General features: G+C 72.9%; 9 protein-coding genes. 3 read left to right on the forward strand and 6 right to left on the reverse strand.

The window, feature by feature from the left end; translation table 11 throughout:
• Nucleotides 1–742 precede the first annotated feature (742 nt).
• From J8M51_RS30215 to J8M51_RS30235, 5 genes are all read right to left on the reverse strand, one after another.
• Entirely contained in the window at nucleotides 743–1,429 is a 687-nt protein-coding gene (locus J8M51_RS30215; RefSeq protein WP_086765006.1) for a DsbA family protein, read from the reverse strand.
• Nucleotides 1,426–3,633 (reverse strand): bifunctional copper resistance protein CopD/cytochrome c oxidase assembly protein, encoded by a 2,208-nt coding sequence (locus J8M51_RS30220; protein WP_267299598.1) that lies wholly within the window; start codon nucleotides 3,631–3,633, stop codon nucleotides 1,426–1,428. The genes J8M51_RS30215 and J8M51_RS30220 overlap by 4 nt, the downstream gene beginning before the upstream one ends.
• Nucleotides 3,623–4,225: a copper resistance CopC family protein gene (locus J8M51_RS30225; protein ID WP_086758411.1), complete on the reverse strand. Its 603-nt coding sequence runs from the start codon at nucleotides 4,223–4,225 to the stop codon at nucleotides 3,623–3,625. Before J8M51_RS30225 ends, J8M51_RS30220 begins: the two co-directional genes overlap by 11 nt.
• Before the next feature lie 87 nt (nucleotides 4,226–4,312).
• The gene (locus tag J8M51_RS30230; protein ID WP_086758409.1) at nucleotides 4,313–4,984 is read right to left on the reverse strand and encodes a hypothetical protein; all 672 of its coding nucleotides are present in this window, start codon (nucleotides 4,982–4,984) and stop codon (nucleotides 4,313–4,315) included.
• Nucleotides 4,985–5,227: 243 nt separating this feature from the next.
• Complete coding sequence (locus J8M51_RS30235; RefSeq protein ID WP_256965398.1) at nucleotides 5,228–6,277, reverse strand: LacI family DNA-binding transcriptional regulator; 1,050 nt, start codon at nucleotides 6,275–6,277, stop codon at nucleotides 5,228–5,230.
• Nucleotides 6,278–6,493: 216 nt separating this feature from the next.
• Here J8M51_RS30235 and J8M51_RS30240 point away from each other — a divergent pair, with 216 nt between their 5' ends.
• Complete coding sequence (locus J8M51_RS30240) at nucleotides 6,494–9,859, forward strand: alpha-L-rhamnosidase-related protein (RefSeq protein WP_086758408.1); 3,366 nt, start codon at nucleotides 6,494–6,496, stop codon at nucleotides 9,857–9,859.
• A 24-nt stretch (nucleotides 9,860–9,883) separates the two neighbouring features.
• On the opposite strand, the gene J8M51_RS30245 is transcribed toward J8M51_RS30240, so the two are convergent.
• Nucleotides 9,884–11,839 carry an APC family permease gene (locus tag J8M51_RS30245; RefSeq protein ID WP_086758406.1) on the reverse strand — a complete coding sequence of 652 codons (1,956 nt, stop codon included), beginning with the start codon at nucleotides 11,837–11,839 and terminating at the stop codon, nucleotides 9,884–9,886.
• Nucleotides 11,840–12,062: 223 nt separating this feature from the next.
• Here J8M51_RS30245 and J8M51_RS30250 point away from each other — a divergent pair, with 223 nt between their 5' ends.
• Together J8M51_RS30250 and J8M51_RS30255 are read left to right on the forward strand one after the other, a co-directional pair.
• Nucleotides 12,063–12,605, forward strand: a complete 543-nt coding sequence (locus J8M51_RS30250) for an RNA polymerase sigma factor (RefSeq protein ID WP_086758415.1) — start codon at nucleotides 12,063–12,065, stop codon at nucleotides 12,603–12,605.
• Entirely contained in the window at nucleotides 12,602–13,456 is an 855-nt protein-coding gene (locus J8M51_RS30255; RefSeq protein ID WP_086758404.1) for a cupin domain-containing protein, read from the forward strand. The genes J8M51_RS30250 and J8M51_RS30255 overlap by 4 nt, the downstream gene beginning before the upstream one ends.
• Nucleotides 13,457–13,732: the final 276 nt, after the last annotated feature.

Below are 13,732 nucleotides of genomic sequence, written 5' to 3' on the forward strand. Positions count from 1 at the left end.
CGCGTGCTCCAGCACCTTCTTCCCCTCGGGAGGTGACACGGCGTACGCGCCGACGCCCTGCCGACCGTGCGGCCGGGGCAGGAACCGGTCCGGATCGGCGACGGGCCGGGGCCACACCCGGGCCAGGGCCGTGGCGGCGGCCCCGGCCAGCGTGCGCAGTGTGCCGAGCGCGGCGGTCAGCCGGGCGTCCGCCCGGTGCAGCAGCCAGGCCACGGCCAGCGCGGCGGCCAGGTGCACCGTCGTCATCGCCGCCCCGGCGTGATGCCAGGCGTGCCCGTCCCCCGCCATCGTGGCGAGGTGCCCGGCGTGCCCCGCGTCCGCCATGTGTGCCAGGTCCGCCGTGTGCCCCGGCATCGCCGAGGGCGGGTCGCCGTCGGCGCGGGACAGCGCCAGATGCAGCACTCCCTGTGCGGCCAGCGTGAACACGACGGTCGCGGTCGACGAGTAGCGCCGCCGCGCGAGCGGCCACACCGCGGCGCACTGGGCCACGACCAGCGCGCCCAACAGCCGCCAGGGCACCGACTCTTCGGTGATCGCGTGGTGGCCGAGGACGGCGAGCACGGTGCCGAGCACGGCGAACAGTCCGGCCCGCGCGCACGCTCCCGCACGGCTGGCCGGACCCTCTCCGGGACGCCGGTCACACCCGGTCATCACGGCCGGGCGAGCCGGTGGGTGGCAGGGGCGCTCATCTCGTCGAATACGTCGGGCCGCTCGGGCTCGTTCACAGCGGTGCCGGGGTGCGTCATCGGCCGGCGGCCTCCAGTCGCTCGTCGATGAGGGCCTTGAACGCCTCGTAGGAGCCGGGTGTCCGGATCATCGTGCCGTCGACGAAGAAGGTCGGGGTGCCCTGGACACCCAGGCCGAGCCCGTCGCGCTGGTCCGCCCGGACGCGTCCGGCCGTCTCCGGATCGGCGAAGTCGGTGTCGTACCGCCGCATGTCCAGGCCCAGTTCCTCGGCGAGGCCGCGGAAGACGGACGCCTTCCACTCCTGGGACTCGCCCCACTCCTCCTGGGTGGTGAAGAGCTTGCGGTACATGCCCTCGAACTCGCCCTGCCGGGCGGCGGCTTCGGCGGCGCGCGCCGCGGGCTCGGCGTTGCGGTGGCCCGGCATGGGGAAGTAGCGGGCGACGAAGGTGACCCGGTCGCCGTACTCCTCGCGCAGCCGCTCCACGACCGGGTACATCGCGCCGCACGCCTCGCACTCGAAGTCGAGGAACTCCACGACGGTCAGCTCGCTCTTCTCCGGCCGGGTGAGACGGTGACTGGTGTCCCGGACGGGCATGGCCTCGGCGGCGGGTTTCACGTCCAGGCCGCCGGAGTCCCGGCCGCCGGGTGAGACCAGCACGAACGTGCCGAGCGCGGCGGCGAACGCGGCCACGATCACCGCGGCGGCGAACAGGTGCTTCTTCAGCTCGTTGAACTTCTTCATGATTCCTCGGGCGTCGTGGGCGTCGTGGGCGTCGTGGGCGTCGTACGTGTCGTGGGCGTTGCGGGAGAGCCGGGTGGGACAGGTGAGTTGGGCGCGGCGGGCCGGGCGGGCCGGGCGGGCCGGGCGGGCCGGGCCGGGCGGCGGTCGCGGGCGTGGAGGCTCGCCAGGTAGGCGTTGTAGGCGGCGAGGGGGTCGCCCGCGTCGCCGCGGTCGATCTGCCGGTCGACCCGGCGGGCCTCGCGCTGGTCGGAGCGGACCCACTGGACGGCCAGGATGATCGTGGTGATCAGGACGGGGATGTCCCCGGTGGCCCAGGCGATCGCACCCGCGTCGTACTGGTCGTCCAGCGGCTCCGGCACCCACGGCCGGTCCAGCAGCGACCACCAGCCCTCACCGATCAGGGCGGTGGAACTCATCAGCGAGATGCTGAACCACGAGTGGAACGGCATCGTCAGGATCAGCACGAACAGCCGTCCCAGATGCGGCGGCCGACGCGGGCCCGGATCGATGCCGATGACGACCCAGAAGAACAGCAGCCCGGCGGCCAGGAAGTGCAGCAGCATGACCACATGGCCGAGGTGGCTGCGCATCAGCGTCTCGAACAGCGAGGTGTGGTAGACCGCGAAGGCGCTGCCGACGAACAGGACGCTCGCCACCACCGGATGCGAGAGCAGCTTCACGTAGCGGCTCCGCAGGAGCTTCAGCAGCATCTCGCGCGGCCCGTCCGGCTCGCCCCGGGGCGCGGCGGGCAGGGCCCGCAGGGCGAGGGTGGCGGGCGCGCCGAGGACGAGCAGGATCGGCACCGTCATCGCGAGGATCATGTGCTGGCCCATGTGCACGCTGAACAGCACCTTGCCGTACACGGCCAGCCCGCTCATCGTCGCCACCACGGTCACCGCGAGGCCCAGCAGCCAGGAGACCGTGCGCCCGACCGGCCACTTGTCGCCCCGGGCGCGCAACTTCCGTACGCCCGCCAGGTACAGCAGCGCCGCGGCGGCCGTACCGAAGGCGAACAGCGGGTCGAAGTGCCACTGGGTGAACAGCGGGGTCCACGGGAAGTCGCCGAGCGGCGGCGGCATCGCGAAGCCCAGGAGTTCCTCGGCGGGTGAGACGGCCGCGTCGCCCGCTCCCGGCGGCGGGGTGCGGGACAGGCCGACGGCGAGGCCCATGGCGGTGGCCATGAGCAGCAGTTCACCGGCCGCCAGCCGCACGAACGCGCCCGGGCCGCCGTCCCGCAGGGCGGGCAGCGCGCGACGCCGGTGCCAGTGGCCGACGCAGCCGAGCAGGACGAGGGCCAGCGCCTTGCCGAGCACCATCAGCCCGTACCGGCTGGTGAACAGCTCGCCCGGGGACGGGAGCCGGACGACCGTGTTGACGACACCGCTGGCCGCGACCGCGACCAGGGCCCCGGCGGCGAGCGGGCCGAAGCGCCGGGCCGCGTCCGCCGCGCCCTCCTCCCGGCGCGCGACGACCACCAGGAGGAAGAGCAGACCGCCGACCCACACGGCCGCGCCGACCATGTGCAGGGCGAGGCTGGTGACGGCGGCGTCGTGATCGCCGGCCGCGGCCGAGTGGCCGGTGAAGACGGGCGGCAGGAGCCCGGCGAGGGCGACCAGGAGCGCGAGCCGTGCCCAGCGGGCGGTGGAGACGCCCACGCAGCAGGTCGCGATCAGCGCCGCCGCACCCGTCATCAGCGCGTACGAGCGGCCCTGGGCGTCCGTGACGACGAAGTCCGCCAGCACGGCCGGGTCCATGACCTCGCCGACGGGCCGGGCGAACAGGTCCGAGAGCGTGAACACGAGGGTGGCGGCCGACGCGACCGCCCAGGACGCCGCTGCCACCACGGCCCAGTCGAGATAGCGCGACTGCGTCGTGCCGAGCCGTCCGCCGCCCGGCAGCAGCACCACGACCAGCAGCAGCGCGCCGACGGTCGCCACGGCCGACGCGTCCGCCACCGTACGGGCCACCGGCAGCCCCCACGCGGTCCACGCCCCGGCGTCCCCGATCCCCGGAACCGCGACCGCGCCACCGCCCCCGACCCGAACGGCGACCACCGTCACGACGACGGCGAGACCGAGCGCCGAGGCCAGGAGCAGGGGCAGGGGCAGGGGCAGCGGAGAGCACCACCTTGGCCTTGCCTTCCCCCGGGCGGCCGTCTCGCCGGCCGACCCGTTGATCATTTCCGCGGTCCGCTCACTCGCCATGACCGGCCCGCTTCCGCCGCGCCAGGTACGCGCCCCCGCCCGCCGCCAGGAGCAGCGCGCCCCCGCCGGCCAGCGCGACCACCGGGGCGCCGGCGGTCGACCCGCCCTCCTCGCCTCTCTCCTCCTTCTTGTCCTTCTTGTCCTTCTCGGTGGTGCCGGTGGGCTGTGCCGTTCCCGGTGACGGGCTCGCGTCGCCCGCTTCCTCCACCGTGAACGTGTAGGAGCCGGAGACCGGATGCCCGTCGGCGGAGACCACCCGGTACCCCACGGTGTAGCGCCCCGACGGTGACCCCGGGCCGAGCGCGAGGGTGACCGTCCGCCCGTCGACCCGGGGGGCGCCCGCTGACGCGGACTTCCCGTCGGGCCCGGTGACGGCGACCTTGGCGTACTTCTGTGTCATCTCGTCGCTGAAGGTCAGCGTGACGCGCGTGGGCGGTGCGGTGAGGGAGGTGTTCCTGCCCGGGGAACCGTCGTCGAGCGCGGTGTGGGCCACGGCTTGTGGGCCGGTGGCGGCGAGGACCGCCAGGGCGGTCGCGGGTACGGCCAGGACGCGTGCCGCGCTGCGGGCGGCACGCCGGTGGAGGGCGTTCATGGTGCGGGACTCTCTGTGTCCCCCGGCAGGGAGACGGCCGGGGCGAGGGGACCGGCGTGCCCGGCGGCAGGCCTCACCCCATGCCCGTCAGGGCAGGCGAGGACCGCCGGTCGGCATCGGCCGGAGAAGGACGAACGGGCCGTGCCCGAGACGCGGGGGAGCCCGGCCCTCGTTCAGCCGCGCCGGCAGCGCCGACCTCGGCGGCGCGCCGCTCTCCGGCATCGCGGGCTGCGGCCCGGCCTCGTGACGGCCGCTCAGCAGCGGCCACAGGAACACCAGCAGACGCCGTACGAACGTCAGCAGCGACCTGCTCTGCCACAGCAGACGCTCGGCGAGGCCCAGCAGACGGGCGGAGAGCAGCAGCGTGACCACATGACCGGCCAGCAGCACGCCGCTGGGCGGGCCGGAGGCGGCCTGGTGCTCCAGCAGGGCGGCGGGGCCACCGCCGGTACCCTCCCGCGCGGCGATCGCCGTGCACGCCCCGGGGAGGGCGTACGCCGCGTGGTAGGCGAGCTGCGCGGCGGTGAACACGCCCAGCAGCTGGGTGTCCGTCAGCCTGCGCCGGGTCAGTACCGCCGCACCGGGCACGGCCACCGCCGCCATGCCGGCCACGATGATCCACCGGGGGACATGGCACTGCGCCAGCACATGTCCGGCCAGCGGCAGCAGCACGCACAGCACCGCCAGCACACCGGCCCGCAGCCCACGCAGCCCACCGGAAGCCGGGGAGCCGGCTCCTCGTGGAGAGTGCGGAAGCATGCGTGGGGACTTTCGACAGCCGTCCGGGGCGGACGGGGAGCGGACGTCACGGGCGGACGAGGTGGACCGACGACCCGGGCGGACGATCCGGGCGGACGATCCGGCCGCGGGCCACGAGCAGCGTACCGACCACCGTGCCCCTCCTCGGCGACGGGGGCGGCGGGCAGCCCACGGCGGTCGGCCGCCGCTGCGTCGTGTGGCACGTTCTACGTCCCACCGGCCTCGACGGCCCGCGTGGGCGCGTCAGGCGCGGGGCGGTGCGGTGCTGCCGCGGGGCACCAGACGAGGGGTGGACGCCATGACGACGGCGCGGTCGCGTCGCTTCTCGACACGCTCCAGCAGCAGCCGGGCGGCCGTCTCGCCCATCATGGCCCCGGCCTGGTCGACGCTGGTCAGGCTCACCGGCGCCAGGGCGGCCACGGAGGTGTTGTTGTAGCCGGCCAGCGAGAGGTCGTCGGGGATGCGCAGGCCGAGTTCGGCGGCGGCGCGGAAGACGCCGGTCGCGGCGACGTCGGCGCCCGCGAAGATCGCGGTGGGCGGGCGCGCGGAGCTGAGCAGTTCCATGGCCCCCTGGTAGCCGCCCTCGTCCGAGTACCCCGAGTGCACGATCCGGGCCAGGTCCGCCAGACCGTGCCGGGCCATCGCCGCGCGGTAGGCGGCCCGTACGTGGTGTTCCGGCCGCTGTTCCCAGCGTGTGCCGCGCACCGTCGGATGCGACAGATGGGCGATGTCGCGGTGTCCGAGGGCGGTGAGGTGGTCGAGGACGAGGTCGACGCCGGCTCCGTCCTGGTTGACCACGCAGTCGTAGGCCGGGGACGGGTCGTGATGGCCGATCACGACCGTCGGCACGTCGGCGGCGAGACGGACCACCTCGGGGCGGGGCACGGCCGGCGCGATCAGGAGCAGACCGTCCATGCGCCGGTCGACCATGGCGTGGATCAACCGGGTCTGGTCCTCCTTCTCGGCGGAGCCGCTGGAGCCGAGGAACAGCGCGTACTCGGTGCCCCGCAGAGCGGTGTTCATGCCGTCCAGCAGATCGGCGTAGAACGCGTTGCGGATGCTCGCGAGGAGCACGCCGAGCGTGTAGGTGCGGCCCCGCATGCCGCGGGCGGCGGCGTGCGGGCGGTAGTCCAGCTCGGCCATGGCCGTCCGGACCCGCTCACGCATCGCCGGGCTCACCCCGTAGGCGTCGTTGAGGACCTTCGACACCGCCGAGGTCGACACGCCCGCGCGGCGCGCGACATCGCCGATCGTCACCCGCTTCGAACCGCCCGCCGCCGACACCCGGCCCACCTCCGCCGCTCCGCACCGTCGCCGCTTCCGGCCTTTCGGGAACGTTACACGCAGACTCCTTGACGTTTTCGCCTTCCTCACCTCAATCTTTGGGCGTCCCTTTGTGGCACGTTCCACACAATCCAGTACCGGCATCAGCACCCTGATGCCCGACCCCGGGCCCCGCTGGAGCCGTGTCGCGGGTTGAAACGTTTCAATCAGTGGAGGAGAGCCCCCATGCCCGGCATCACCCGTCGGTCCGCACTGCGTTCGGCCATAGCCGTCGCCCTCGCTCCCACGCTGGGCTCCGTGACGCTGCCCCGGCTCGCCGCCACCGCCTCGGCGGCCGTGGCCTGGACCGCCAAGTGGATCTGGGCGCCCTCCAGTTCGGCGAACCAGTGGGTGGCCTTCCGCAGATCGTTCACCCTCGCCTCCGCACCGTCGAGGGCGGTGACACGGATCGCGGCCGACTCCAAGTACTGGCTGTGGGTGAACGGCACGCTGGTGGTCTTCGAGGGCGGGCTCAAGCGCGGCCCCAACCGTACGGACACCTACTACGACGAGATCGACCTCTCCCCGTACCTGAAGAGCGGCGACAACACCCTTGCCCTGCTGGTGTGGTACTTCGGCAAGCAGGGCTTCTCGCACAACAGCAGCGGCAAGGGCGGACTGCTCCTCCAGTCGGACATCGAGGCCGGTTCGACGACCACCCGGCTGGTCAGCGACACCGGCTGGAAGCACACCGTCCACCCCGGCTACTCGAACGACACCAGCGGCACGCAGGTCAACTTCCGGCTGCCCGAGTCCAATGTGCACTACGACGCCCGCGCCGCCGCCGTCATGACGGGCTGGCGGTCACCCGGGTTCGACGACAGCCGCTGGACGGCGCCGGCCGACTTCGGTGCCGCGGGCTCCGCGCCCTGGAACGGCCTTGTCGAACGGCCGATCCCGCAGTTCCGCCACTCCGGTCTGAGGTCCTACACCAACGCCGCGTCCCTGCCCGGCACCGGCCAGGGCTCCACCGCGATCTCGGCCACCCTGCCGTCCAACCTCCAGGTGACCCCGTTCCTGAAGGTGGACGCCCCCGCCGGCGCGGTGATCGGCGTCCGGACCGACCACTACGACGACGGCGCGGGTCTGACCGGTATCGAGCCCGGCACGCAGTACAACATGCGTGCCACGTATGTCTGCTCCGGCGGCGTGCAGGAGTTCGAGTCACTGGCGTGGATGAGCGGTACGGCGGTGCGGTACACGATCCCCGCGGGGGTGACCATCCTGGAGCTGAAGTACCGCGAGAGCGGGTACGACACGGACTTCGCCGGATCCTTCAGCAGCAGTGACGCGTTCCTGGACACCCTGTGGACCAAGGCGGCCCGCACCATGTACGTCAACATGCGGGACAACTACATGGACTGCCCCACCCGTGAGCGCGCCCAGTGGTGGGGCGACGTGGTCAACCAGCTCAAGGAGGGCTTCTACACCTTCGACACCCGGTCCCACGCCCTCGGCGCGAAGGCCATCGCCCAGCTCGCCGCCTGGCAGAAGTCCGGCGGCGCTCTGTACTCGCCGGTCCCCACGACGATCTGGACCGCCGAACTGCCGGTGCAGATGCTGGCCTCGGTGTGGTCGTTCTGGACGTACTACCTCTACACCGGCAACGCGGACGCCGTCACCGTCGCCTACCCGGCGGTGAAGAAGTACCTGAACCTGTGGACCCTGGACGGCGACGGCCTGGTGAACCACCGCGCCGGGGACTGGGACTGGGAGGACTGGGGCTCGAACATCGACGCCCGGGTCCTGGACAACTGCTGGTACTACCTGGCGCTGGACACCGCCGCCAAGCTCGCCGGCCTCAGCGGCAACGCCGGGGACGTGGCGGGCTGGACGTCCCGCCGGGACAGCATCCGGGCCAACTTCGACCGCGTCCTGTGGAACCCCTCCCGCGGCGAGTACCGCTCACCCGGCTACACCCACGACACCGACGACCGCGCCAACGGCCTGGCCGTCGTCGCCGGTCTCGCCCCCGCCTCGCGGTACAGGGCTGTCACCGAGGTACTGCGCACGCACCTCAACGCCAGCCCCTACATGGAGTTCTACGTCCTGGAGGCGCTCTACCTCATGGGCGCGGCCACGGTCGCCGAGGAACGGATGCGCAACCGCTTCGCCGCCCAGGTGGCCGACCCCGACTGCCACACCCTGTGGGAGCTGTGGGACAAGGCCGCGGGCACCGACAACCACGCCTGGAACGGCGGCCCGCTGTACGCCCTGTCCGCCTATGCCGCCGGTGTCCGCCCCACCGAGCCGGGCTGGGAGACGTACGAGGTGATCCCGCGGACCGGCACGCTCACGAAGATCAGCACAGTGACGTCCACGGTGGAGGGGGACATCCGCTTCGGCATCACCCGAGACGGAACGCGGGTGACGGTGACCCTCACCTCCCCGGGCGGAACGACCGCGCGGGTCGGTGTGCCCACCTACGGCGGCGCGTCCCCGGTCATCGAGGCGGGTGGCACCACCGTCTTCACCGCGGGCTCCGCCACCGGGAACGTCGGCGGACTGCGCTATGACGGCAAGGACTCCGCGTATGTCTACTTCCTTCTCCAGCCGGGCACCTGGACGCTCACGGCGACGGGCGTGGGCCGTCTCGACGATCTCGCCCTCGGGCGGCCGGTCACCAGCAACAACAGCCTGGAGAACGGCGAGTGGGGCAGGAACCGGCTCACCGACGGCAGGCTCACCGGCGTGTCCGGCGCGCGAGGCTACACCAGCGGCGAGTTCACCTCCGCAGAGGTGAGCGCGAACCCGGTCTGGGTCGAGATCGACCTCGGCGCGGACACCGACCTCGACGCCGTACGCCTCTTTCCGCGCACCGACACCCCGGCCGCCGGCGGCGGCACCGCGGGCTTCCCGGTCGACTTCACCGTCCAGACCCGTCCCGACGGATCGAGCGCGTACACCACCGTCCGCACGGTCACCGGGCAGAGCGACCCCGACGGCCGGGTCCAGACGTACGGCTTCCGGACGGTCACCGCCCGCCACGTCCGCCTCCAGGCCACGCGGCTCGGCGCCCCCGCCGCGGACGAGACCACCAAGTACCGCCTCCAGCTGGCCGAGCTGACCGTCCCCACCGCCGCGACCACCGTCACCGCCGACTGCGCGCTGGAGAACGGCGACTGGGGCAGGACGCGGGTCCTGGACGGTGCCCCCACCAGCGTGGCCGGGGCCAAGGGCTTCACCAGCATCGACTTCCCCGCCGCGGATGTCGGCGCGAACCCGGTCTGGGTGGAGGTCGACCTCGGCGCCGACCGGCCCATCGGCACGGTCACCCTCCACCCCCGTACGGATGCGGGCGCCGCGAGCGGCGGTACGGCCGGTTTCCCGGTCGACTTCACCTTCCAGACCCGCGCCGACGGCGCCACCACGTACACCACCGCCCGCACCGTCACCGGTGAACCCAACCCGAACGGGGCCGCCCAGAGCTACACCCTCGGCTCCGCGAACGGCCGTCATCTGCGGCTGCGGGTCACCAGGCTCGGCCGGCCCGCCTCGGACGAGACCACCAAGTACCGTCTCCAGCTCGCCGAGATCCGTATCGGACGGTGATGAGGCCGAGGTGAGCGCCGCCGGTCAGCCCACGTGGACGCGGGGGCGGCGGGACCGGTCGCGTTCCGCCTCGCGCAGGACCTCGCGGGTGACGGGGGCGACCTCGCCCTGGCCGAAGAGGAAGAAGCGGAGGAAGTTGGCGAAGGGGCCGCCCTCGGTCCACTCGAAGTAGATGTGGGGCAGGGCGCCGGTGGAGTCGCGGACATGGAGGAGCAGGGCGGCCAGGGCGTTGGGGATCGAGGAGGACTCCAGTGTCAGGACGCGGTAGCGGCCGTGCATCACCTCGCCCCGGACGGTCAGGCCCGCCTCGAACTCCGAGGGGTCCGTCACCGTCACCTCCACGAAGACGAAGTCCTCGGCGACGGGGACGTCGTTGTCGTGACGGATCTGCTCGATCTTCTCGCGGTACTCGGCCAGGTCGCGGCTGTCGGGTTCGTTGGCGATGAAACGGATCCTGCGGTGGGCGATGTCGCGGACGAATCGTTCCGCCATGGCGTCGAGCGTCACGCTCGTCACCCGCAGTTCGAAGGCGCGGGCGAGGCGGGAGAGGAGGGAGACGAGGATGATGCCGGCGATGAAGCAGGCGCCGATCTTCACACCGTCGGGGCGTTCGACGACGTTCAGGGCGGTGGTGTAGAGGAAGACCGCCGAGATGACGCCGAAGGCGATGGTCCAGTTGCGCTGGCCTGCCTTGCGGGCGGCGATGGTGACCGCGATCGCCGCCGAGGAGATGAGGACCAGCACGCCGGTGGCGTACGCGCCGCCCTGGGCGTCCACGTCCGCGTCGAAGATCCAGGTGACGAGGAAGCCGACCAGGGTGAAGACGACGACCATGGGGCGGACCGCGCGGGCCCAGTGCGGGGCCATGCCGTAGCGCGGGAGGTAGCGGGGCATGAGGTTGAGCAGGCCGGCCATCGCGGAGGCGCCCGCGAACCACAGGATGGCGATGGTGGAGACGTCGTAGACCGTGCCGAAGGCGCTGCCCAGGTAGTCGTGGGCGAGGTAGGCGAGAGCCCGGCCGTTGGCGTCGCCGCCCGGTTCGAACTCCTTCTCCGGGATGAGGAGGGTGGTGATGAAGCTGGTGCAGATCAGGAAGACGCTCATGATCACGGCGGCGGCGGTGAGCAGCTTCTTGGTGTCGCGGATACGGCCCTTGGGGTTCTCCTCCGTGTCGCCGGGGTCTCCCTTCACATGCGGCATGACGGCCACGCCCGTCTCGAACCCGGAGAGGCCGAGGGCAAGCTTGGGGAAGACGATCAGGGCCACGCCGATCATGACGAAGACGTTGCCGTGCTCGGCGGTGAGCGCGGTCGACCAGTCGGTGACGACATGGCCCTCGGTGACGACGTGCCACAGGCCGACCGCCACGACCACCACGTTCAGCCCCAGGTAGACGGCGACCAGGGCCACCGCCACACCGATGGCCTCCAGGAAGCCCTTGAGGAAGACCGCGCCCAGCAGGGCGATGAGGATGAGCGTGATCAGCAGCTGCTTGTCGTGCAGGGTGTCGGTCAGATGGGGGTTCTCGATGAGGTGGGTGGAGGCGTCCGCGGCCGAGAGGGTGATGGTGATCAGGAAGTCGGTCGCCGCGAAGCCCAGCAGGGTGAGGACGAAGAGCTTGCCCTTCCAGAACGTCAGCAGGCGTTCCAGCATCGCGATCGAGCCCTCGCCCCGGGGGCTCTCCTCGGCCACCCGCCGGTAGACGGGGAGCGCTCCCGCGAGGGTGACGACCACGAGGACGACGGTCGCGACGGGGGAGAGCAGACCGGCCGCGAGGGCGGCGATGCCGGGCTGGTAGCCGAGGGTGGAGAAGTAGTCCACGCCGGTCAGGCACATCACCCGCCACCAGCGCTGACCCTGGTGCGCGGGCTCCGGCCGGGCGTGCGGTCCGGTGTGTCCGCCGCCCTTTCCCATGTCGGACAAACCCTCCAGCATCCACGCCCGCAGGCGGGTGCCGCGCTTGTCCTCCGTGGTGGCCATGAACGCTCCAGACGTGCGGTGCTACGAACAGTTCCGGCCATCGGGGGACCGCCGCATCAGCGTAAGCAAGGGGTGATGCCCAGGCCATGGGAAGCGGGGCCGGGAGGCGTCAAGACCGCGTTAAGGTCTGCCGCCGGACGCACACGGGGCACTGTCGGAGAGGCTCCCGGAAGACGCCGTGAACCGTCGAGGGGGGCTCGTCCGATGAGGGGGTGTGAGCGAGATGAAGCGGGGGAGTCCGGGCGACGCCGAGCTGATGCGGGCGGTCGCGGACGGGGACCGTCGGGCCTTCGAGGAGCTGTACCGGCGGTACGCGCCGTGGCTGGTGCTGCGGCTGCGCGGACGGTGCGCCGACCCGGTGCTGGTCGACGACGTCGTACAGGACACCTTTCTCGACGTGTGGCGGGGCGCCGCCCGCTACCGGCGCGAAGGCGATGTGGCGGGCTGGCTGTGGCGGATCGGATCGCGGCGTCTGGTGGACGCGCTCCGGGGCGACGGGGCCCGGGGGCGGCTGCGGCAGGCGCTCGCCCGGCTGCGGCACCGCGACGAGGAGTCGGCCGAGGAGCAGGTGCTCGCCCGGGTGCGGCACGGCGACCTCGCCGGGTCGCTCGCCGGACTCTCGCCGGAGCTGCGGGCGGTGCTGCAGGCCACGGTCATCGACGGCCTGACGACACGTGAGGCGGCGGTCCTGCTCGGCATCCCACCGGGCACGGTCAAGACCCGGGCCATGCGCGCCCGGAAGCACCTGCGGGAGGGCCTGACATGAGCTGGCACGCCGACGACGGGGATCTGCGGGAGTACGCCCACGGAACGCTGGCGGCCCCCCGGCTGTGGTCCGTCGAGACACATCTCGCCGCCTGCGGCGACTGCCGACAGGCGCTCTCGGCCCATGTCCCCCGCGCCGAGACCGACGCGGGCTGGGCGCGGCTGGACGCCGAACTGGACGCCCCGAGGCCCGGCTTCGCGGAGTCGCTGCTGCTCCGGCTCGGGGTCGCCGACCACACCGCGCGCCTGCTCGCGGCGACTCCGGTGCTGCGCCGCTCCTGGCTCGGCGCGGTGGCGCTCACCCTGCTGCTCGCGGTCGGTGTGGGGCTGGTCGCGTCGCCGCTGATGCTGCTGGCCACCGCGCCGCTGCTGCCGCTGGCGGGGGTGGCGGTGTCGTTCGGGCCGGGGCTCGACCCGACGCACGAGATGGCCGTGGTCGCGCCGATGCACACCTTCCGGCTGCTGATGGTCCGGACGGTCGCCGTGCTCTCGACCACGACGGTGCTGAGCGGGCTGGCGAGCCTCGCACTGCCGTCGTTCGGGCCGGCCGCCCTCGGCTGGCTCCTGCCGGCGCTCGCGCTGACCGCGACGGGCCTCGCGCTGACCGCCCGGCTGGGCCCGGTCCTCGCGCCCGCGCTGGTCGGCGCCGGCTGGACCGCGCTGGTGGTGCTCAGCCGGCTGGCGGCCTCGGGCACACCGCTGCCCTTCACCGCCGAGGGGCAGGGCGCGGCGGCGGCGGTCGCCACGGTGGCGACACTTCTGCTGATCGCGGCCCGGGACCGCTTCGACAGCGGCCGACCGCTCGGCCCCTCCCTCCGACCCCTTCGCTTCGCAGCCAGGAGGCTGTCATGACCCACCCCTCGGCCTCGAACCCTCCGGCGGGCCCCACCCCTTCCACGGCCTCGTCGGAGCGGACGGCCTCGACGGGCCGGACGACGCCGACCCGCCCCTCGGTCTCCGCCGCCGGGCTCACCCTGAGCTTTCGCGGCACCAGGGCCGTCGACGACGTGAGCGGCCGACCGCTCGGCCCCTCCCTCCGACCCCTTCGCTTCGCAGCCAGGAGGCTGTCATGACCCACCCCTCGGCCTCGACCCCCGCGGCGGGCCCCACCCCTCCCACGGCCTCGTC

Origin of the sequence: Streptomyces griseiscabiei (assembly GCF_020010925.1) — a bacterium.
GTDB lineage: Bacteria > Actinomycetota > Actinomycetes > Streptomycetales > Streptomycetaceae > Streptomyces > Streptomyces griseiscabiei.

Bases quoted from the DNA above. Each gene is read 5' to 3' on its own strand.
- J8M51_RS30215 (WP_086765006.1), bottom strand. From the start codon at position 1,429: ATGAAGAAGTTCAACGAGCTGAAGAAGCACCTGTTCGCCGCCGCGGTG.
- J8M51_RS30220 (WP_267299598.1), bottom strand. From the start codon at position 3,633: ATGGCGAGTGAGCGGACCGCGGAAATGATCAACGGGTCGGCCGGCGAG.
- J8M51_RS30225 (WP_086758411.1), bottom strand. From the start codon at position 4,225: ATGAACGCCCTCCACCGGCGTGCCGCCCGCAGCGCGGCACGCGTCCTG.
- J8M51_RS30230 (WP_086758409.1), bottom strand. From the start codon at position 4,984: ATGCTTCCGCACTCTCCACGAGGAGCCGGCTCCCCGGCTTCCGGTGGG.
- J8M51_RS30240 (WP_086758408.1), top strand. From the start codon at position 6,494: ATGCCCGGCATCACCCGTCGGTCCGCACTGCGTTCGGCCATAGCCGTC.
- J8M51_RS30245 (WP_086758406.1), bottom strand. From the start codon at position 11,839: ATGGCCACCACGGAGGACAAGCGCGGCACCCGCCTGCGGGCGTGGATG.
- J8M51_RS30250 (WP_086758415.1), top strand. From the start codon at position 12,063: ATGAAGCGGGGGAGTCCGGGCGACGCCGAGCTGATGCGGGCGGTCGCG.
- J8M51_RS30255 (WP_086758404.1), top strand. From the start codon at position 12,602: ATGAGCTGGCACGCCGACGACGGGGATCTGCGGGAGTACGCCCACGGA.